Annotated in this window: 20 protein-coding genes and 1 pseudogene; 11 read left to right on the forward strand and 10 right to left on the reverse strand. The window is 69.2% G+C overall.

The window, feature by feature from the left end; all coding sequences use genetic code 11:
* Positions 1-220: 220 nt before the first annotated feature.
* The 3 genes from PV341_RS19270 to PV341_RS19280 all read right to left on the reverse strand — a co-directional run bounded on the left by PV341_RS19270 (position 221) and on the right by PV341_RS19280 (position 2105).
* Positions 221-775, reverse strand: coding sequence for an SUKH-3 domain-containing protein (locus PV341_RS19270; protein ID WP_500358510.1), 555 nt, complete (start codon positions 773-775; stop codon positions 221-223).
* A gap of 171 nt (positions 776-946) precedes the next feature.
* Positions 947-1153, reverse strand: coding sequence for a hypothetical protein (locus PV341_RS19275; RefSeq protein WP_500331709.1), 207 nt, complete (start codon positions 1151-1153; stop codon positions 947-949).
* A 637-nt stretch (positions 1154-1790) separates the two neighbouring features.
* Positions 1791-2105: a DUF6416 domain-containing protein gene (locus tag PV341_RS19280; protein WP_500331707.1), complete on the reverse strand. Its 315-nt coding sequence runs from the start codon at positions 2103-2105 to the stop codon at positions 1791-1793.
* Between the two features lie 324 nt (positions 2106-2429).
* Between PV341_RS19280 and PV341_RS19285 the strand changes: the two genes are divergently transcribed.
* Positions 2430-2777, forward strand: coding sequence for a hypothetical protein (locus tag PV341_RS19285; RefSeq protein WP_500331705.1), 348 nt, complete (start codon positions 2430-2432; stop codon positions 2775-2777).
* A 144-nt stretch (positions 2778-2921) separates the two neighbouring features.
* Here PV341_RS19285 and PV341_RS19290 read toward each other — a convergent pair whose 3' ends face one another.
* The gene (locus PV341_RS19290; protein WP_500358512.1) at positions 2922-3806 is read right to left on the reverse strand and encodes a GNAT family N-acetyltransferase; all 885 of its coding nucleotides are present in this window, start codon (positions 3804-3806) and stop codon (positions 2922-2924) included.
* 426 nt (positions 3807-4232) lie between these two features.
* On the opposite strand from PV341_RS19290, the gene PV341_RS19295 reads away from it, so the two are divergent.
* Positions 4233-4547: a hypothetical protein gene (locus tag PV341_RS19295; RefSeq protein WP_500331702.1), complete on the forward strand. Its 315-nt coding sequence runs from the start codon at positions 4233-4235 to the stop codon at positions 4545-4547.
* Positions 4548-4579: 32 nt separating this feature from the next.
* Here the strand turns inward: PV341_RS19295 and PV341_RS19300 are convergent.
* Positions 4580-4741 (reverse strand): annotated as a pseudogene (locus PV341_RS19300) (IS256 family transposase); the annotation flags it as partial.
* Between the two features lie 1014 nt (positions 4742-5755).
* Between PV341_RS19300 and PV341_RS19305 the strand changes: the two are divergent.
* Complete coding sequence (locus PV341_RS19305) at positions 5756-6652, forward strand: aminoglycoside phosphotransferase family protein (RefSeq protein ID WP_500331700.1); 897 nt, start codon at positions 5756-5758, stop codon at positions 6650-6652.
* Between the two features lie 541 nt (positions 6653-7193).
* On the opposite strand, the gene PV341_RS19310 is transcribed toward PV341_RS19305, so the two are convergent.
* Complete coding sequence (locus PV341_RS19310) at positions 7194-7625, reverse strand: DUF4240 domain-containing protein (protein WP_500358513.1); 432 nt, start codon at positions 7623-7625, stop codon at positions 7194-7196.
* Between the two features lie 459 nt (positions 7626-8084).
* Positions 8085-8759 carry a hypothetical protein gene (locus PV341_RS19315; RefSeq protein ID WP_500358515.1) on the reverse strand — a complete coding sequence of 225 codons (675 nt, stop codon included), beginning with the start codon at positions 8757-8759 and terminating at the stop codon, positions 8085-8087.
* A gap of 575 nt (positions 8760-9334) precedes the next feature.
* Between PV341_RS19315 and PV341_RS19320 the strand changes: the two genes are divergently transcribed.
* The 3 genes from PV341_RS19320 to PV341_RS19330 are packed head-to-tail and all read left to right on the forward strand — an operon-like array spanning position 9335 to position 12089.
* Positions 9335-10312 (forward strand): RNA polymerase sigma factor, encoded by a 978-nt coding sequence (locus PV341_RS19320; protein ID WP_500327178.1) that lies wholly within the window; start codon positions 9335-9337, stop codon positions 10310-10312.
* Positions 10313-10347: 35 nt separating this feature from the next.
* Entirely contained in the window at positions 10348-11256 is a 909-nt protein-coding gene (locus PV341_RS19325) for an alpha/beta fold hydrolase (protein ID WP_500358516.1), read from the forward strand.
* A complete protein-coding gene (locus PV341_RS19330; protein ID WP_500327174.1) occupies positions 11253-12089 on the forward strand; it encodes a GNAT family N-acetyltransferase in 837 nt (278 codons plus the stop codon). Before PV341_RS19325 ends, PV341_RS19330 begins: the two co-directional genes overlap by 4 nt.
* Before the next feature lie 92 nt (positions 12090-12181).
* Here the strand turns inward: PV341_RS19330 and PV341_RS19335 are convergent, their stop codons facing one another.
* The gene (locus PV341_RS19335; protein ID WP_500358517.1) at positions 12182-13261 is read right to left on the reverse strand and encodes a tellurite resistance/C4-dicarboxylate transporter family protein; all 1080 of its coding nucleotides are present in this window, start codon (positions 13259-13261) and stop codon (positions 12182-12184) included.
* A gap of 71 nt (positions 13262-13332) precedes the next feature.
* The gene (gene dxs, locus PV341_RS19340; RefSeq protein WP_500358520.1) at positions 13333-15279 is read right to left on the reverse strand and encodes a 1-deoxy-D-xylulose-5-phosphate synthase; all 1947 of its coding nucleotides are present in this window, start codon (positions 15277-15279) and stop codon (positions 13333-13335) included.
* A gap of 330 nt (positions 15280-15609) precedes the next feature.
* Here dxs and PV341_RS19345 point away from each other — a divergent pair, with 330 nt between their 5' ends.
* The 5 genes from PV341_RS19345 to PV341_RS19365 all read left to right on the forward strand — a co-directional run bounded on the left by PV341_RS19345 (position 15610) and on the right by PV341_RS19365 (position 18998).
* Positions 15610-15978: a MarR family winged helix-turn-helix transcriptional regulator gene (locus tag PV341_RS19345; protein WP_500358521.1), complete on the forward strand. Its 369-nt coding sequence runs from the start codon at positions 15610-15612 to the stop codon at positions 15976-15978.
* A gap of 155 nt (positions 15979-16133) precedes the next feature.
* Complete coding sequence (locus tag PV341_RS19350) at positions 16134-16541, forward strand: YciI family protein (RefSeq protein WP_500327166.1); 408 nt, start codon at positions 16134-16136, stop codon at positions 16539-16541.
* Positions 16538-17695 (forward strand): RNA polymerase sigma factor, encoded by a 1158-nt coding sequence (locus PV341_RS19355; RefSeq protein WP_500327164.1) that lies wholly within the window; start codon positions 16538-16540, stop codon positions 17693-17695. Before PV341_RS19350 ends, PV341_RS19355 begins: the two co-directional genes overlap by 4 nt.
* 320 nt (positions 17696-18015) lie before the next feature.
* Positions 18016-18213 (forward strand): hypothetical protein, encoded by a 198-nt coding sequence (locus PV341_RS19360; RefSeq protein ID WP_500358522.1) that lies wholly within the window; start codon positions 18016-18018, stop codon positions 18211-18213.
* A gap of 230 nt (positions 18214-18443) precedes the next feature.
* On the forward strand, positions 18444-18998 hold the full coding sequence (locus tag PV341_RS19365; RefSeq protein WP_500327161.1) for a hypothetical protein: 555 nt from the start codon (positions 18444-18446) through the stop codon (positions 18996-18998).
* A gap of 257 nt (positions 18999-19255) precedes the next feature.
* Here PV341_RS19365 and PV341_RS19370 read toward each other — a convergent pair whose 3' ends face one another.
* Complete coding sequence (locus PV341_RS19370) at positions 19256-20278, reverse strand: methyltransferase (RefSeq protein ID WP_500358523.1); 1023 nt, start codon at positions 20276-20278, stop codon at positions 19256-19258.
* Positions 20279-20293 lie beyond the last annotated feature (15 nt).

The raw sequence follows: 20293 nt of genomic DNA on the forward strand, positions 1-20293 counted from the left end.
CGAGGGCGTGGCTTCTTCTTCCCCATGCTCTCCATGATGGACATCCTCCCGGGGCTGAACCCCAGATCTCGGATGTCCGCCAAAGCGAATCAAGCCCAGTGAAGCTTCAGGAGTGCTGGAACATGGCTGGATCCACCGAAGGCACCATCAACGGTCCTTCGCTCGACGGACTACTGACTATGTCGCCGCACGGTGACGTCATAATTGAAGGGACCACTTATCAGGGCGGTATGGCGGCAGTGCTGGCGGTCCCGAATCCCCATCGTGCTCTCCCAATTCGTCGCCTTGCGGAGAGCATCATGAGAAGTGGGAAGCTCCCCCCTGGCGAGGCTGCGAGCATCGGGGCTTGGCTCGACCGAGGCTGAGGATCGGCGCCGGCATCGCCGTCCACCACGTAGGCCAGCGCCTCCGCGAAGGTCGACCCCAGGGGCCAGAGGACGCCCGGCCAGACGGCAACGACGCGCCCGCTGGTCGCAATGTACGACCTGTACTGGACCGACCACATGCCCAGAGGGCTGTAGTTCTCTGCGTATCGGTGCCTCAGCCTGGACGCTTCCGCGGCGGCGTCAACGCAGGCGTCAACGGGCTCTATGTACAGTGACGAGGCAGGGACGCGAGGGGGGCAGCTGTTGATCGTCAGCTCGCCGAACTCGGCCCAGACCCCGACCGCCGTGTCATTGAGCTCGAACCCAGCAGCTGTCAGTTGCTGGGTCCAGTCCCTGGTGGCGATCTTACGACCTGCTGTCCACCCAGCAACGCCCAGCGCGTCCGGCACCGACGGACCACGGCCCGTCAACGACTCACCGATGTGTTCTATGCGCCCTCCCCAGCCTCTCGGGTGTCTGTTGCCCGAACTCTGCCGCAAATCCGGACCAGCAGACAGGGCTACTGGCCACGGAAGGTACGGAGATCGCTTACGGGACAAATGCTAGGCACAACGCTCCCATCAGTCGTGGCCGCGCACCTCAAGATCCAGGCCGTGGCGCACCACGAGGGCGCGAGCGAACCGGTGGTAGTGCGCGACGTTCGCCATGCTGAGGTCGTTGCCGTATCGAAGCAAGTGCTGCTGTGCTGTGGAGGTGGCCCGGTCTGCCTCGCCCCGCAGGAGGTGCAGTGTCGGGATCAGGAGATTCGCCCGCTCGGGATTGCCCACGTGGCCGCCTTCCTCGAACGCGGCCAGCAGCCCGTCTGGACTTGCGTAGCGGCGCGAGTGCGGAAGCCCATACCGGTGGACCAGGTCCAGGAGCTCTTCAGCTGCGGGTCCAGCGTCTTCGGGAGTCGCGATCTCCAGTTGAAGGAAACTGTTGTACGGGGGTGAGGTAACCGAATGGCCTGGCCAGGGTGGCCCTTCCCGGGATGGGTGTCTCGCCGAGCAGTTCAGCCAGAAGTCGTTCCAGCGGCACGTACGCGAGGCCGGCAACCGGATTGACCTGGAGCGGGTGATACCTCGTGGCTGTGTCAGCCCGACCCAGGCCTCGAAGCCCTGGCCGAGGTCCAGCGTGTAGATGCCCCCGCGGCGGCGGACGGTGGGCATCGGACGCGGTTACCCACCCACCTGGGCACTCCCCATCTGCCCTGTGGCCTGCGCGTCTTCCAGAAGTCCACCACCAGTTCTACACGGCAGACGTTCCTGACGCGCGAGCGCCCTCCCACGCCGTCGTGGGGCCGTGGAAGGGCGCTCAATGATGACCAACGCTGACACGCGTCAACGGTTCAGCCGCAGGTCAGGACGCCAATCATTTGGGCAGCCGCAGAACGCGGCCGCCTGTGGTCAGTCGCGGCTGTGCAGATCACGTGGCGTTGAGCTGAGCGGCCAGGAAGACCGCTGCCACCGAGGGGCGGACAGCGTACGTTGCACCCGCGCTCCCCTCAGGAGCCTCCCACCAGTAGAACGGAAGCCGCCGCTCGCTGTTGCTGTGTCCCTTGCTCATCCCGGACAGCACACCTGCCACGCGCCGCGCCGGATCACTCTCGTTGGGGCCGCCCAGGGCCTTGTCCACCAACTCCGTGCAGTGGATCCTCCGGCCTGGGTTGCACAGCAGGTGCTGGAACACCCGCCGGGCCTGCGGCGCGAGTTCGGCCAGGAACATCGCGGCGCGCTCCAAGTCCTCCGGACCCCATTCCGAGGCTCCGTAGTGCCCCGCTTCACCGGAGTGCTTAGCCCATCGTGGATCAGTCTCAGTCAGATACGCCGTCATGCCCGCCCCCAACAGTTCGCCCCTAACGTGTGTCGTTCGCACCGTACAGATCCGTCAGGACACTGCGTGTCGAATCCGTGTCGAAGTTCTACCGGCAAGCGGCGCAGCTGAGGAAGAGCCACAGGTCAAGAGGAGAAGGGGACGCGGCCCCAGAGCCCCCTCTCAACACCTGCTCCACCGGCCCAGGAAGGCCGACACTACGGTGTCGGAGGCCGGCAGTAGTCTCCGCGCATGGCAACCAGACCGTCCACGACATGGCGTGACGAGGTCGCGCGGAGCGACTCCACGGAGCTCTACTCCCCCGGCATGCTGCAGGCCACCGATGCCGCGCTGGCCTCGTTTGAGGAAGAGGCGCGTGCTCTCCGCAGCGCATCCGACGAGCCCGTGCTTGCCGCCGTCGAGCGCGTCGTGCAGCAACTGAATGTCATCGATGAGAAGTACGGGGCGTACTGCACCATAGAGCGAGAGGACCTCTGCGAGTACATCGATGACGTCCTCGTCGAGCAAGGCGTCGACGTCTCGGCGCTCCTGGCCCGCCAGGACATGGAGGAGTTGACCGAACGGTGGCGTGACTGGTGAGTCAGGCGACGGTGCACCTTGGGTACCAGCCTGTACCACAACCGTGCCACATCGGACGGTCAGCCACGGCCAATGACGGTACACCGCAGTCTTGATGACCCGCTGAGCTGGGATCCCTCCAAACAGGCGCCCCAAGGTCCAACGTCACCCGAAGAATCCCGAGGGGATGTACGGCTCCTGTGGCCGCATTCCGCGCAGGCAGACCCAGCCGAACGTGCTGAGTTCCAGTCCGGCGGTCAGCCCCACATCCACGGCCCACTGCTGTTCGGCCGTCACATTGGTGACCTGTGCCGGGGTGCCCTCGGGCAGGCTCAGTAGTGCGGCCGTGAGCAGCCGGGTCGCCAGGCGACGGGAGGTGGCGGCGAGCAGCCGTACGTTCCCGTATTGGTCGATGTAGCAGTAGCCGCTGCCGGCCACGTCGTCGACGATCAGCAGGTCACTCTCGGTGAGCAGTTGGTCGTGGTCAGGGCCGTGGGCCCCGCCCCGGGTGCGCCGGTCGACGGAGTCCATCAGGTCGCGGTGCTTGGCCGAGCCCTCGTGCACCGCCCCGTCCGGCGCGGGCAGGTCGCCCTTGCGGACAGCGCCTTCCAGGCGCATCGCCGGGTGCAGCGCGAAGCCCGCCCGGCGGTAGGTCGCCGCCGCCCGCGGGTCGGGGGAACTGCAGATGATGCCGCGCAGGCAGCCACGCCCGTAGGCAAGGGCGGCGGCCAGCAGTTCGCGCCCGACCCCCTGCCGCTGCGCGGAGGGCAGCACGGCAAGGAGCGACAGCCCCCACGTCCCCTCGCGGCGCGTCGACAGGGCGACCCCGAGCGGCATGCCGGAGGTCTCGTCCACGGCCAGCCAGCAACCACCTGGGTCGGTACGCGCGACGTACCGATTGCGCCGCCGCAGCAGAGCGGCCAGCTCGGGAGGCATCTCCTCGGGAGGGCCGCCACCGGGCAGGGCATCGGAGGCGCCGAACGCGGCGGAGGCCACGACCGCTATAGCGTCGGCGTCATCGTCGATGTCGCGCAAGGGGCGAAGGATCATGCGCCCATCCTGCCCCTACGGCAGGGCGAGCATCCGCTCCAGCGCCAGCTTCGCGAAGTGTTCGTTCTCCCAGTCGACTTACACGCGGCTGACGACCTTGCCGAAGTGCCGAAAATGCCTCGTCTCCCTGTGGCCATGCCTGCCCTTGGCAAGCCCAACAGCCTCGAACGTACGACAGCGACCAGTCAAAGCGCGAACGAGCAATTGTCAATACCTGTGGATCAGCTGACCTCGGTCAGGGTCGCGAAGCCGGTGGTGGGTAGGTCGGAGCCTGCGGCGAGCGGGGCAACTTCCCCCTCAGTCGACGTCTGGCGCGGAATCGGTTGAGGCCGCCGCAGAGTTCCACGACGCCCCCGACAAGAGGCACACTGTCGGTCTACGCGCACGAGTTGGTGCGGCCGTGCGTGGTGCGGAAGGTTGAGTTGTATGGCCATTGCGAAAAGGGGCACGCGGGTAATCATTGTCGACGGGGAACGCTATCGCTGGGTAGTCGCGCCCAATGATGAGCCCGGTCTGGCAATCGTTGTCCTGCACGAGGAAAATGGTGGACAGCGCATGGCGACGTGGGTTGAGCACGGTGTGGTGATCGCACCTGGGTTGGTTGCGGGAGTCATACGAGATGCGTTGCTTCACCACGGCTGGACACCTCGGCAACGTCGCAAGCAGCTCACCTTGCGATGCCTGGACAGAAATCCGGATTCGGCGAATCTCAGGTTGGTCAGTTGGCCGCCTGCGGTTTGAATGGGTGGCTCGTCAATCAGTTGAACACAGTGTCAGGCAACAGCAGGGGCGGGCCGCTCGACCAGCTGGCCGCGTTCGAAGCGGGCGCCGGCACGGACGAGCGGGACGAGATGGGAGCCGTTGATGACCCGCCAGCGGGCCTGGGCGGATTCGACCAGCTTGAAGACCATCGCCAGTCCTGCCGCGCGGCTGCCGGCGCATAACCCGCCACTGGTGGTGCCGTCGGCGTTGACTACGGTGAGCACGGACGTGCCTTCCCGACCGACGCGCCAACGTCGGCCTTGCTCGATGGCCTATCGATCGATCACCAGGGAAGGTACGTCCTCCCCGGCCCGATCCACAGGTTCCGAGCATTGCTCAGCGCGAACGGTCAAACCTCGCTGAGACGAGTCAGCCACGACAGTGCTGTACAGCAACGAAGTACAGCAACCTCTGCGCCGATACCCGACCGCCACCCCTCCCGGACGGCCGGCTGGCGTGCCCAGCAGACCTCAGCGACCGTCGTGCCCATAGTTCGCATTGAGGGGATCGGGCGTGCCACAGCCGTGCCACGTGAGGCGGTGCCGAACGGGGACTCACGGGGAACAGCGTTGACGCCGCTGCTGCCGCCTTCGCCCTTGCCGAACGCGTCGCCGGCTACGAGGAGACCACCCGCTTCATCATGGGCTTCACGCAGACAGCCAACAACTGTCCAGGTCTCGCTGCCCCAAGGGGACACGGTCAACTCGCCAATCCTGACGGCAGAAGGTGACGGCAACAGAGCCGTACGTACACGTACGGGGACTCTGGCGGTAACAGGAAACCTGCCCAAGCCCTTTCGTAATGGCAACGCGGCGGACCGCGTGTAGCTATGAACGAACACCTGAAGCGGGTGTCGCCCGGCAAGATGAGCAGCGTCGCTGGGCCGACTCTGGGCCGCGGGAGGGCGCAGTCCGTCGACGGCGAAATCACCAGTCGCTTGCGATGCCCTGACCTTGACCAGGCTCGATGGAAAACGATCGCTCTCGGTGGGTGCCTCTCTTGTCCCGATTCAAGTGATTTGCTCCGAAGCCGCGGCTGTGGCCTGGGGCGACCAGAACGGGTGAGCCGCCTGGGTGCCCGAAAATTTCAGTTGATCAGGACCCTGGCGCATGAATACTGGCAGTCGTCTCCGTTGATCTGGCCTGCCGGTGGCGCTTCGCATTGGACTGGGGAAAGGGCTTGCGAGAATGACCATGCACGATGACCAAGTGGACGTGACCACCGACATCGTTGCGGCCCTGATCCAGGAGCAGTTCCCTCAGTGGAGCGGCAAGGCGATCCGACTCCAGTCGTCGACCGGGACGGTCAACGCCATCTTCCGCATCGGGGATGACCTCTCCGCGCGTTTCCCGCTGCGTCTGACCGACGCTGCTGAGGCACTGGCGGTTCTGGAACGGGAAGCCCAGGCGAGCGCGGAGCTGGCACAGGTGTCGCGGTTCCCCGTTCCGCAACCCGTCGCCCTGGGAAAGCCTGGAGCGGGTTGCCCCATGCCGTGGTCAGTCCAGACATGGCTGCCGGGAACAGTCGCCTTCGATGCCGACCCGAGTGGGTCGGACGCTTTCGCCGAGGACCTCGCGGCCTTCATCGCAGCCCTGCGGGACGCCGAGACGCACGGGCGGCATTTCAGCGGCGAGAACCGTGGCGGCGTTCTCGCTCACCACGACGACTGGATGGCGAAGTGCTTCGAGGAGAGCGAGGGGCTCCTCGACGTGCCCCGGCTGCGCCAAGTGTGGAGCCACCTAAGGGAGTTGCCACGAACGGCTGCCGATGTGATGAGCCATGGTGACCTGATTCCCGGCAACGTACTGGTCGCGGGAGACCGGCTCAGCGGCGTACTCGACACCGGGGGCTTCGGCCCGGCCGATCCGGCGCTGGATCTGGTCAGCGCCTGGCACCTGTTGCAACCGGGCCCACGGGAAGTGCTCCGGCGGACACTGGCCTGCGACGATCTGGAGTGGGAACGCGGCAAGGCCTGGGCCTTCGAACAGGCGATGGGGCTTGTCTGGTATTACGTCGAGACCAATCCGACGATGAGCAGAATGGGGCGCCGGACACTCGACCGCATTCTGGAGTCGACAATGTGATGTCGCCCCGATCGTAGGCCGTGCAAGGTGGCCCCGAGCGCCCCGAGGCTCCCGTTAACCCCTGTCGAAGGCGATTCGACGCTTGCGCCGTCCACTACTCCGCCCGCGTGCTTCATGGTTAGGGGCCCTGGAACGCCGCAGCGCGGGATCTCTTCTGAGCGCCAGCTCGGTCGAGGATGACATCAACGCCGGGGGACAGCGACGTAACGTGGCAACCGAAGGCAGGGCGGGGGCTGCCTGTCGCGGTGTCTCCCGGCAGGCCGACTCGAGTCTGGCCCGAACTTATAAGTGCAGGTGTCGGGGGCTGGTGTCCGGCTGCACCGTTGGTTCGCCACGTGGGTTCGCGCGCGCAGCAGGGCTGGGGTTCTAGGGCCTGTCGTCAAATTCCCGCCTGCCCCGCGCCGCCTGGCACGGCACCTCGCTGCGTTGTCGAATCGTCCGAGTAGCCCACTACGAGGACGACTCTCCGCCTTGCGATGCACCGCACCAGACACCGCGGGGCCCGCCCTCCGGGCGGCCGACGTCAATTTGACGACAGGCCCTAGGAGCCGGCCCAGCCCGCGGTGTTGGAGTAGGACTCATAGGAGTAGCGCGTCCGGCGTCCCCACTCCTCGCCGGTGATGTGCTCATACGCCTGATCTGGAACGTACAGCAGGTCTTCGGCCCAGACGCCACCAGTGGCGAACGGCACGAACGCCGCCGGATCCCGAAGGACCCGGTCGTACGTCTCTCGGCCAGCGGCAACCACAGCGGCCCGGGTGTACAGAAAGGCATCGCCCGACAGGCTGTTCCCGTACTCTCTGCGATCCAGCCGGTACAGCGCCCACGACAGCTGTTCTGCGAACTGTTTGACCGTACTCAAAGGGCCCGCGACCAGGCGCGACGTCAGAGCGGTCACGAGTTGCTCCGCATCCGGGTCAGGCGTCACTGGCTTGCAGTCCTCGATCAACTGCCAGAAGGCGTTCTCATCCACGATCCAGAGCATGACGGATGGGTCCGACAGGAGGGCGGCGTGCCACAGCCGTGCCACATCAGGCGGTCAGCCGCGGACAACGGTGGTTCGTCGCGGTCGAGATCGCTGACTGAGCTGGGGGCTCTTCAACGCCGCTCTGACCTGCGCACCCTCGATGACCCCGACCACCAGGCTTACAAGGCAGCTGTCGGCGGTTCGAAACCGTCCACGCCCACCAGCCGTAAGACTCCGGGTGCCTGGGCCTTGATCTTTTGCCTTCAGTGAGGGCCGCCAGACAAGGAGCCAGCCCGATTCGCGGCCAGCCTACGGGCCCCGCATCTCGCCTCATGGCAGCTCCCACCCAGAGCCGCTACGCCAACCTCACGCGACCTCGTAGTCCAGAGTGCCTGCTGGAACGGGACCGAGCCAGCCCAGGACAAGGGTCGTGGGAACGTACCCGAGTCTGTTTCAACCTGGCAGTCAGATCGCAGTGGGGATGTAGGTCGATGCTGCGACCTGCGCCATCGTCCGAAGTTTCGTGAAGTAGCAGGCGCAGTACTCCTCGTTGATCAGGGGCACGATCTTGTCCAGGTCGGCGATGCAGCCCCAGAGGGAGGCAATGCCCCTGTCGTCAAGTCCGCCGTTCAGTTCTCTATGCACGAGGCCGGCGACGTCGGCGTCCAGGAGGACCAGGTCCACACCGTCGAAGTCCACGCCGCGGAAGCCGTCGGGGAACAGTGCGCGCAGGTGGTCCTTCCACAGCCGCGCGAGTCCGCCAACGGGCTGTGCTCCGCCCACCGGGGCGGCCGTCGCCTCTGCTGCGGACGGTGGGCGAAGGAGCGGGGCGACGGCATAGAAGACGGCACGCACCATTGCGACCGCTTGGGCCTGTCCGATGGCGGCACTTGACACGGCGCCCTGCGTGAGCCGGTCGCGCAGTAGTCGGCTGCGCTCGAATTCGGCGGCGAGTCCGGCCGTGATGAGCCCCGCGTTGGTGGCCCGCTGGATCAGGGCGTGGAGCGGGTCGTTCGAGCCTAGACGCTCGGCGAGGACGTGCTCCAGGGCGAACAGGGAATGCGTGACGGCCACGGTGGCGAACTCGTACCGGTAGTAGGAGTGCCGGAGAAGCTCACGGGAGGTTTCCATCGCGCTCATGACATACATCGACGCCCCGCGAGGCAGAACCAGGTCCGCGACCAGGGCGTGCATGCCACCGTAGTCCAGAACGATGCCGCGGCCACGTGGGTCCGGCATAGGCGTAGAGAACTGGCGGGGCACCGGCGGCAGGGTGTTCACCAGGGCAGTCTTGTCGCCGGAACGCTGTCGGTGCCATCGGATTTACTCGGAACGGTTACCGACCCGTCCACCGATCACGGCTCTGTCGAATGCGTGCCGAAGTGGGTCTCGGCGGGATCAGCGCAGCTACTTCCGGAGCAGGTCAGAAACTTCGTGCGGATCAATAGCCAGTCCCAACGGCGGACCCGGTCACGGCTGCTCCGTGGATCCATGGGGCGGGCCGGTAACGGTGGCCATCGGGGCGGTGTCGACGCGGACGAGACCTCTGGCCCGCCCCCGGCGCCGATGCGGCGACTCGGAGGTCCTCCATTCGGTGGTCCGAGCGCGGGTAGCTCCAGCCGCGGTCGGGCGGGCCGTCCGCAAGGTATCGGAAGGCTGTGAGAGGCGGGCGGCTGATCCGGGGCATGAGGGCGTTCTGGTTCAATGGTGACGATATGACTGATCTGATCTTGAGCGGGGCGCCGCTGGACTTCGAGCTGGTGCGGGCCGCTCAGTCGGGCGATGCGGGGTCCCTGGGGCTGCTGCTCGCCAGGCATCGGGCGACCATGCACGGAGTCGCCCTCGCCATGCTGGGCCACAGCCCGGACGTAGAGGACGCGGTGCAGGAGGCGGCGCTCATCGCGTTGCGGCGCATCGGGGACCTGCGGGATCCGGACGCCGTCGGACCGTGGCTGCGCATGGTGGTCCGCAACGTCTGCCGCGCCCAGCTGCGCAAGAAGTCGGCGGTGCCCGTGGCCGAGCTCGAGGGGGTCGTCGCCATGGACCGCTCGGGCGGCCCGCCCGACCCGGCGGACGTGCTGGACGAGCACGTGCTGCAGGACTGGATCTGGAGTGCGCTGGAGACGTTGTCACCGGCGCTGCGGTTGGTGACCATGCTGCGCTACTTCACCGACGTCACCTCCTACGAGGAGATCGCGCTGCTGTGCGGCACCCCCGTCGGCACCGTGCGCAGCAGGCTCAGCCAGGCGCGTACGAAGCTGGCCGGTGCACTGGTGAGCATGGGCGACCAGGTCCACGACGACGCCGTCTCCCGCACCGCGCGCCACCGCCGCCTGGCCGAGGAGACCATGCTGGCGGGCCATCGCGGCGAGCTCGCCTCGGCGTGGGCGGAGTGGCGGTCGTCTCGGCTGGAGGTGACCTGGCCGACCGGCAAGCGCTCGGACCTCGACTATCTGGAGTTCTCCTTCCGCCGTGACGTCTCCGACGGCGTCCGCCAGAAGCTGACGAACGTGGTGGCCAGTCGCGAGGTGGTCATCTGGGAGGCGGCCATCATCAGCCCGCCGGAGGATCCGTTCCACTGCCCGCCCAGTGTGGTCTGGGTGCATCACCTGGACCGGAACCGTGAGGACAGGCTGCGCCTGTACCACCCGCGCCGCCGCCGGGCCGGCCTCGCAAACAATCTTGAAGGCTGATCGAACCTTTCCGGGGCCCACCGCATCGTGTGGGTATGAAAGCTATCCATCACGAGGCGGAGCACGGCGAGCGTGCTGCCGAGGTGCGCACCGTCATGGTCGACGGCGTGCGCCAGGTCTACCGGGTCGCGGGGGACGGGCCGGTGTGCCTCGTGCACTCCGGAGGCCCCGGTGTGCACCCTGAGTACCTGCGCGTACCCGCACTGGAGCCGCATCTGACCATGGTCCACCTCGACCCCGTCGGGTCGGGCGACAGTGGCCTGCTGCCGGACGGGGACTACTCCGCGTCCCGCTACGCGCGCTTCGCCGCAGCCGTGCTCGATGATCTCGGGGCGCAGTCCGCCTACGTCCTCGGCCACTCGCACGGCGGTTTCGTCGCGCTGCAGTTCGGCCTCGACCACCCTGACCGCCTCGACGGGCTGATCCTCTACGACACCGCGCCCGTGTACGGGCCGGAACTGATGGAGGCGGCCTCCAAGGAGATGGCCGTGTTCGTCCAGCGCTGGCCTGACCGGCCCGAGGCGACCGAGGCGGGGTGGGTGTGGGAGGCCCGGATGTCGGGGGCGCTGGAGGTCGTCGACGACGCGTCGAAGGAGCGCTACCTCGGCGCCCTCCTGCCCGCCTACTTCGCCGACTACCGCGCAACGGTCGCGCAGTTCGGCACGCCCACGCTGCGGGCCACCCATGACCCGAATCGGCTCCCGGCCGACTGGGACGTACGGGACCGGCTCGGCACGATCGCGGCGCCGGCGCTGGTGATCGTCGGCACCTACGACTTCATCTGCCCTCCCCGCTTCGCCTACGAGATCCACGCCGGCATGCCGGACGCACGGCTGTGCGAGCTGACCGGGAGCGGCCACTTCGGGCACATCGAGGAGACCGGGAGGTTCGTCGCCGCCGTGCTCGACTTCGTCACCACCACCGACAAGGGGAACCAAGCGTGAGCACCACCGTGCCGACCGGCCTGGCCGAAGAGACCGAGATCAAGGCGTACACAGACTTCGTGACCGGCGCGCCTGCGGAGGTGCTCAGCACCCTGGGCGTCGGCGCGCAGCAGTTCGGCCCGGCGCGGGCGCTGGCCGTTCGCGAGGACCCGAGCCGCTTCTTCAACCGGGCCGGGGGATTCGGGCCCGCCGGGCCGATCACGGCGGACGTCGTGGAGCAGGTGTGCGACTTCTACCGCGCTCAGGGCGTGCCGCAGGGCTCGTTCATGATCGCGCCGTCCCTGCTGCCGTCGGACTGGGCCTCGACCGCGCAGAAGTGGAACCTCACCGAGGGCACCCGTTTCGCCAAGCTCGGCTGCGACGTCCCGACCGTACTGGCCGGGGCCGACGGGGTCGCCGCGCTCGACCCGGACCTGCGGGTCGGCCTCGTCGAGCGTGACCAGGCACGCGAGTGGGCGACCGTGATGATGACGACCTTCGGCTTCAGCACGCCGGCCATGATCGACATGGCCGCGGCATGCGTGGGCAGGCCGGACTGGCGGCAGTACGCCGTCTGGGAGGGCGAACGGATCGTCGCGGTCGGCAGCATCTTCGTGAACGGTGACTGTGCCGACATGTTCGGCGGGGCGACCCTGCCGGAGTGGCGCGGCCGCGGCGCCCAGTCGGCGCTGCTCACGGCCCGGGCCCGGGCGGCCCACGACGCAGGCTGCCGATGGCTCGTCGCCGAGACCGGGGCGGAAGGCCCCGGCGACCACAACACGTCCCTGCACAACATGATGCGCGCCGGGTTCGGGCTGCTCTACGAGCGCGTCACCTGGGTGTGGGGCGGGTAGCCGGACCGGAAAGGCCGAAGGCGCCCGCGGTCAGGTCCCGGGCCTGACCGCGGGCGCCTTCGGCCGGCGGGGTGCGGCCGACGGCTGCACGCCTACGACAGCGGCCGGGGAGCCCTACGGCGGGGCCGGAGCTTGGCCGCCACCATGGCCGCGAACACCACGGCCCAGAACGCCGCGGCGATCCAGACCTCCCAGCGGCCCATGCTGGCCATCCACGAGGTTCCGGTCGCGCGTCCCATCTCGTGCGTGGTGACCGCGTACATGCCGACCGGGAAGACGAGGTTCCACCAGCCGAGGTCGTAGTGCAGCGGAATGCGGCGCAGCGCGTGCCGCCACACGCCCAGGGCCAGCAGAAGGGGGATGAGCCAGCTGGAGAACGACCACAGGACGACGGACGATCCGACGAGGAGCGGGCGCGACAGCATGGTGCTGCCCGCGGGGAGTGCCATCAGCCGCACTGCGGCAAGGACTGCGATCGCCGCCGCCCCCATGAAGATCCAGACGGACGTCATGAGGCCTTCCGGCCGGACCGGCCGGGCCAGCAGTCGGGCCAGGACGATGGCGGCGGTCAGCAGGTACTGCACCAGGCCGACGGCCCAGCACACCACCGCCAGCACCGGCAGGACGTTGCCCGGGGTCACCCGGGCCAGCGCGGCCGCCGCGAGCGCCACCGACTCCGATCCCACCGCCCACAGGAACCAGGTGCCGTTCACCTGGTCGAACGAGGGGCCCCGTTTCAGGGTGGTGATGAGCGCGAGCGGGATGCCGTAGTCCAGCACCACCCACCCCAGTGCCCCGAAGGCCAGGAACGCCCCTGCGACCGCGGTGTGGCCTTCCGGCGCGAGGCGTGCGGCCAGCACGTTGGCGGAGATGGCGACGGTGAGGAACGCGAAGGCGCGCGGCCCCATGAAATCCGCGACGAACCGCTCGCGCTGCCGCAGCAGCCGCCAGCCGTAGGCGGGCAGCAGTACCGCGAACCCGGCCAGTGCCACCCACAGCAGTACGGCGGAGGCGGTGCCGGCGCCGTTGACGTACAGGGCCGTGGAAACGATGCCGGTGCCCATGACGAACGCGAGCGCGCCCGCGTTGAGGTCGGCCACCGCGGCGGATACGGCCGCGCGGCGTCCGGAAGGCGCCTGTTCATCGATTCTGCGACAGCTGATCTTGGCCATGACGCATCCTCCGACCGCTGACGCGGTAGCAGCATATTACTGGTATGTGCATTTCATCGTCTTTCGGGCACCTAGGCGGTCCGGGGGCCGCCGGGCACGGCGGGGACGGCGACGCCCACCAGGGCCTCCATGACGCTCTCCGCGACGGCCTGAGCGGTCAGGCCCGCTTCCGCGAGGATCTCGGCACGGGTGGCCTGCCGGGGAAACCCGTCGGCCACGCCCAGGGCACGCACCGGGGTGCGGATGCCGGCCTCCTGCAGGGCCTGGCCCACCGCGGTGCCCACTCCCCCGGTACGCAGGCCGTCCTCGACCGTGACGACCAGGGCGCGGTCGGCGGCGAGGACGGGCAGTTCTCCGGGCAGCGGCTTGACCCACAGCGGGTCCACCACGGTGACCTCCACGCCGTGCTCGGCGCAGAGCTCCGCCGCTTCGAGGGCGACCGGGGCCATCGTCCCGACGGCGATCAGCAGGACGCCGCCGGTGCCGGGGCCCTCACGCAGGACGTCGACCGCACCGGCGCGACCGGCCGCCGGGATCGCCGGGCCGACCGCGCCCCGCGGGTACCGCAGGACCGTCGGCGCGTCGGTGATCACGACGGCCTGCCGCAACTGCTGCCGCAGCGTGTGCGCGTCACGGGGAGCCGCGATCCGCAGGCCGGGGACGGCCTGAAGCATCGCCAGGTCCCACAGCCCGTTGTGGCTGGGTCCGTCGTCCCCGGTGACCCCGGACCGGTCGAGTACGAGGGTCGCACCGAGACGGTGCAGCGCGAGGTCCATCAGCACCTGGTCGAGTGCGCGGTTCAGGAAGGTGCCGTACAGGGCGATCACCGGGTGCAGTCCCGCCATGGCCATCCCGGCGGCCGAGGCGACCGCGTGCTGCTCGGCGATCCCGACGTCGAAGAACCGTGCCGGATGGCGTGCGGCGAAGTCGTTCAGACCGACCGAGCCGGGCATGGCCGCGGTGATCGCCACGACGTCCGGGTGCGCGTCCGCCAGCTCCACCAGTTCCCGGCCGAACACCGCCGACCAGGTCGCAACGGCGGGCCGCAGAGGACGCCCCGTCCGCGGGTCGATGGCGCCGATGCCGTGCAGATGGTCCTCCTCGTCCTCCTCGGCGGGCGCGTATCCGAGCCCTTTGCGCGTGATGCAGTGGACGACGACGGGCGCGCCATGGGCCTTGGCCCGCTCCAGGGCTGCTTCCAGGGCGGGGATGTCGTGGCCGTCGACCGGCCCGAGGTAGTGCAGTCCCAGCGCGCCGAAGAGCGAGTGCGGCGTCACGGCGTCGGCGGAGCCCTCCACCAGGCCCGCCCTCAGCCCCTCCTTGATGCCCTCCTTGGCGGCATGCAAGGTGCGGTGCAGCGCCCGCCCCGGCGTTCCGGCACCGCCGAGGGCCTGTTTGCCCCAGCCCGCCAGACGCTCGTAGCCGGCGTGGGTGCGCAGGGCCGTCAGGTGCCGCGCGAGTCCGCCGACGGTCGGTGCGTACGAACGGCCGTTGTCGTTGACGACGATCACCACGGGCCGGTCGGGAGCCTCCGCGATGTTGTTCAGGGCCTCCCAGGCCAGCCCCCCGGTGAGCGCCCCGTCGCCGACGACGGCGACGATGTGCCGGTCCGCCTCCCCCGCGAGCTGTCCGGCCTTGGCCATGCCGTCGGCGTACGACAGCGCCGCCGAAGCGTGGGAGTGCTCGATGTGGTCGTGCGCGGACTCCTCCCGGCTGGGGTACCCCGACAGGCCGCCGCGCTGCCGCAGGCCGGTGAACTCACCGGCCCGTCCCGTCACGATCTTGTGGACGTACGCCTGGTGCCCGACGTCCCACAGCAGCCGGTCACGCGGCGATTCGAAGACCCGGTGCAGTGCCAGCGTCAGCTCCACCACGCCGAGGTTGGGCCCCAGATGGCCGCCCGTGGCCGCGACGTGCCGGATCAGGAACTCGCGGATCTCCCCGGCGAGCCCTACCAGTTCCGGATGGCTCAGGCCCCTCAGGTCCGCGGGCCGGTTGATCCCTGCCAGCAGGCTCATGCCGCTGCTCCTCATCGATGCCGCTGTGCCGTCGGCGGACGCACCCGCCGCTCGGACCGACCTGTGCGGCCCCACCGCCTTGACGACGGTAGATCCGGGAGGGCACGGGAACGGACGGTCCCGCGTGCCACGGCGGCCTCACATCAGGACATCGGACGGGCGGCCGGCCGCGGGCCGCCCGTCGCCGCGTCACGGAGCGCGCACAGACGACGCGGTGTCCTGATCCGAGGGCTTCTTGTCCCCCGTTCCGCCATCAGCTGCGTGGGGAAGCCCGGTTATGCCCGTAGGGCCGCGAGCTCGCGGCCGGTGAACCCACCCCGGGGATGAAGCATGACCGACCGCCATCCGGCCACCGCCACACTGCAGCCTCCACCCATCCTGTGGAGCCTGGGTCTCCTGCACGGCGAACTGCGGGCGACGCACGGCCTGTCGCTCCACGACTACCTCATCCTCGGTGCCCTCGCGGAAGCCGAGGGCCGGCCCGTACCCCTGACCCGGCTGACGGCGCTCCTGCGCGAGACGCGGACCCGGATCGCCTCCCTCCTCACGGGCCTGGAGGCGGAAGGGCTCGTCGAACGCAGTCGTGGCCCCAGAGATCGCAGAACGATCGAAGTGACCCTGACCGAGGCCGGACGTGCCAGGTTCACCGACGCCGAGCGGGCCGCGCACGAGCGGCTGCGCCGGCATTTCGTCCTGTGACCGGTGCACACGCCACGGTCGTCGGCCGGGCACCACGAGGCCTGTCGACGGGCGTCGGAGAAATCTCGGGCGGTGATGTCGAGAACCCGTGGCCGGCTCCGTCCCCGGGGTGAAGGCGGCCACAATGGGTCGCACCGGCACCAGGGAGAACCACGATGGCCAAGTACCTGCTCCTCAAGCACTACCGCGGCGCACCGGCCGCAGTGAACGACGTGTGCATGGACCAGTGGACGCCCCAGGAGATCTCCGACCACGTCCAGTACATGCAGGACTTCGCCGCCCGCCTGGAGAAGACCGGCGAGTTCGTCGACGGCCAGGCCCTCGCCCCCGAAGGCACCTGGGTCCGCTACGACGGCGAAGGCCGCCCGCCCGTCACCGACGGCCCCTTCGCCGAGACCAAGGACCTCATCGCCGGCTGGATGATCATCGACGTCGACACCTACGACCGCGCCCTCGAACTCGCCGGAGAACTCTCCGCCGCACCCGGCGCCGGCGGCAGGCCCATCCACGAATGGCTCGAACTCCGCCCCTTCCTCGCCGCCCCGCCCACCATCACCGAATGACCACCCCCATCGACGAGGCCCGGCTCCGCAGCCTCACGCCGGGCGTCCTCGCCGTCCTCGTCCGCCGCGGAGCCGACTTCGCGGCGGCCGAGGACGCCGTCCAGGACGCGCTGGTCGAGGCCGTCCGCGTCTGGCCGGCCGACCCGCCCAGGGACCCCAAGGGCTGGCTGGTCACCGTGGCCTGGCGCCGGTTCCTGGACGCGACGCGGGCGGACACCGCCCGCCGCCGCCGTGAGGACCTCGTCGACCGGGAACCGGACCCCGGGCCCACGCCCGCGGCCGACGACACGCTCCAGCTGTACTTCCTGTGCGCCCACCCGTCACTGACGCCCTCGTCCGCGGTCGCGCTCACGCTGCGCGCCGTGGGCGGGCTGACGACCCGGCAGATCGCCCAGGCGTACCTGGTGCCCGAGGCGACCATGGCGCAGCGCATCAGCCGGGCCAAACGCACCGTCTCCAGCGTGCGGTTCGACCAGCCCGGCGACGTCGCCACCGTGCTGCGCGTCCTCTACCTGGTCTTCAACGAGGGCTATTCCGGCGACGTCGACCTCGCCGCCGAGGCCATCCGCCTCACCCGGCAGCTCGCGGCAGCGATCGACCACCCCGAGGTGGCGGGGCTGCTCGCGCTCATGCTGCTCCACCACGCCCGGCGGGCCGCCAGGACCGCGCCCGACGGCAGCCTCGTCCCGCTCGCCGCACAGGACCGCGGCCGGTGGGACACCGGGGCCATCGCCGAGGGCGTCGGGATCCTGCAGGCGGCACTCGCCCGCGACCGGCTCGGCGAGTTCCAGGCGCAGGCCGCCATCGCGGCACTGCACGCCGACGCACCCGCCGCCGAGGAGACCGACTGGGTGCAGATCGTCGAGTGGTACGACGAGCTGACGCTCCTGACCGACAGCCCGGTCGTCCGGCTCAACCGCGCGGTCGCCGTCGGCGAGGCCGACGGACCGCGCGCCGGGCTGGCGGCGCTCGCGGCGCTGGACGACTCACTCCCCCGCTACACCGCGGTGGCGGCCTACCTCCACGAGCGCGACGGCGACCTGACGACGGCGGCACGGCTGTACGCCGAGGCGGCCCGCAAGGCACCCAACCTCGCCGAGCGCGACCATCTCACGCGCCAGGCCGCCCGCCTCAACTCCCGCCGTGGTGCCTGACGGTGTGCGCAAGCGGGAGCCGGTGCTCCGGCCCGGAGACCGGTGCCGGGATGAATCTCGGCCGACATGGGCGCACCCTGGAAGTAGGCCCCGTTTCCGCACGTGCCGAATGGGCCCTCGGGACGGGGCTGTGGCTGCAGGCCGCTGCCCTGGATGGGCCGGTGGCCGATCCATCCACGGGAGCTCGGAGGCCCTCGTAGGCCGGGGGCCGGCGTGCCGGCTCGTTCCGGGCGGTATTGATGGTCTCTTCAGTACCTCAGCGTTGCTCTCGCGCCGGGCGACCGCGGCACCTACCGACATGCACGGAAGGACACGCCATCATGAGGCGCAAGACACTGATCGCCACCGTGGCTGCCGCCGCCGCACTGACCGGAGCGGCAGGCTCGACGTCGGCCGCCGTCGCGGCCGACCACCCTCAGAGCACGGTCTCCGTGGTCGCCGACGACGGCGGCGGCGATGACGGCGGGGGCGACGGCGGGGGCGACTACGGTGACGACGGCGGCGACTACGGTGACTGACGGTGGCTCCCGCAGCTGACAGCGCGGACGCCACCCCACACGCAATGCGTCTTCCCCAGGCCGGGGGTGCCACCCGCTGACCTGTCGAGGTCTCATCGCCATCCGCGGGTCCCCGCCGCTCCATCGCGGCGAGGACCCGTTCGTCACTTCCGGCCCCCGGTCGTGGGGCGGCCGTGGTGGAGTAGGGTCTCCCCACGTCGCGCCGGACACACCACATCGGGGATCAGCCTGTGACGCCGTACTCCCTGGCGTTCTACATGGACGTCATCACCACCGGCACCGTGCTCGGCGTGGGACCCGCGGATTCCCCCGACCGCGTGACCGAGGTCCTCGGCCCGGACTTCGCCGAGAACGCCTTCCGCTCCCTCAGCATCTGCCGTGACTACGGTCTCGTCGAGTTCTACTGGAACCGCGGTGCGGCCGACCACCCCTGGTCGGGGCACCACTTCAGCCTGCAGGTGCACCGGCTGGCGTTCCGCGATCGCACGCTCGTCAACGCCGAAATGCGCGCCAGATACGGCAGGTTCACTCCCAGGCTCCGCTTCGACAAGCTCCGACGCCTGCTGGACCGACGTGGCGTGCCCTTGCTGGAGATTCCCGAAATCCCTCCGACCGCCCCGTACTTCCGTACTTTCTGGCAACCCGGTTCCCATGTGGCCGTCTCGGTCATCGGTACCTACGGCACGTACAGCACGCCCGACAATCTGCGGGTCGGCGACGTGTACAAGATCCAGGCGCCGGTCTCCGTCGAGGAAGTGGAGTGGCGGAGGACCCTGAAGAGCTGAGGGATCCCAGCCCGCACGACAACCGGGCGGCCGGCGAGGCCGCCTGGAGTGAGTACCGGGCTCTCACGGTCTGATCTGCGCCCACCCACTGCGGTTCATGGCCGCCCACGGGCCGCGCCGCCCCACGGCGGCCGAGGGTCCGACGGCGTCCTCGAGGTGCCGAGGGCCGCCGCCGACCTCGGCCTGCACCGGGGGGCCTTGCACATCGCCACCGGCGACGGCTGGAGTGCGCCGGTGAGCTGACGATCGCCGACCGGCTACCTGGTGGCGTAGACGGCCGTGTAACCGCCGATGAGAGGACGGGCCTCCGTCGTGGAGAAGCCTGCCGCCGCCAGCCAGCGGGTCGCATCGGCGACGGTGTACTCGGAGCCGCCTTCCGTGTCGATGAGCATGTTCAGCGACACCATGAAGCCGTAGGTATTGTGCCGTCGGTCGTCGTCGATCATGGCGTCGTAGACGATGAGCGTGCCGCCGACGGGCAGGGCGTCATGGGCCTTGCGGAGCAGGAACTGCCGCTGCTCGGCATTCCAGTCGTGGAGGATCTGCCCCATGACGTAGACGTCGGCCGGGGGAAGGGGGTCGGAGAAGAAGTCGCCGCTGTGGAAGGACAGGCGGTCGGTCAGGCCGTGAGCGGCGGCGAATTCGTCGAATACCGGGCGTACCGGGGGAAGTTCGAAGACCGTTCCGGTCATCTCGGGGTGGGATCGCAGCACTGCCGCGGGTACGGCCCCCAGAGCGCCGCCGAGGTCGACCACGTGCCGGTGGCCGGTCCAGTCGAAGTCGGCGGCGAGTGCCCCCGCGAGGGGTGTGCTGACACCGTTCATGCCGTTGAGGAAGTTGCGCCACGCGACAGGGTCCTGGCTCAGCGTGGCGAAGAAGGGGGCTCCGGTGTGCGTGACTTCGTTCTGCTGGGTGCCGGTTCGCAGGGCATCGGTGAGGTTGTCCCAGAAGCCGAAGAGGCGGGTGTTGGCCATCTCCAGGATGCCGCCGACGTAGGAGGGCTTGGCCTGGTCCAGGAAGACCTCGGACGCGGCGCTGTTGCGGTAGACGCCGTCGTCGTCACGGTCCAGCAGGCCCAGCGACACGAGGGCGTCGAGGAAGTCCGCGGAGGACCTGGAGTGGAGGCCCACTTCGGCGGCGAGGGACGCGCGATCGCGACCGCCCCGGGCCAGGACGGTGAAAATCTCCAGCTCCACCGCGCTCAGCAGTGTCTTCGAGGCCATGAATCCCAGACCCAGCTGCAGGATCGGCTCGGGGGTGATCGATTCGTCGACGGTCACATGTATCTCCACTCA

Source organism: Streptomyces sp. PA03-1a, from assembly GCF_033792805.1.
Taxonomy (GTDB): Bacteria; Actinomycetota; Actinomycetes; order Streptomycetales; family Streptomycetaceae; genus Actinacidiphila.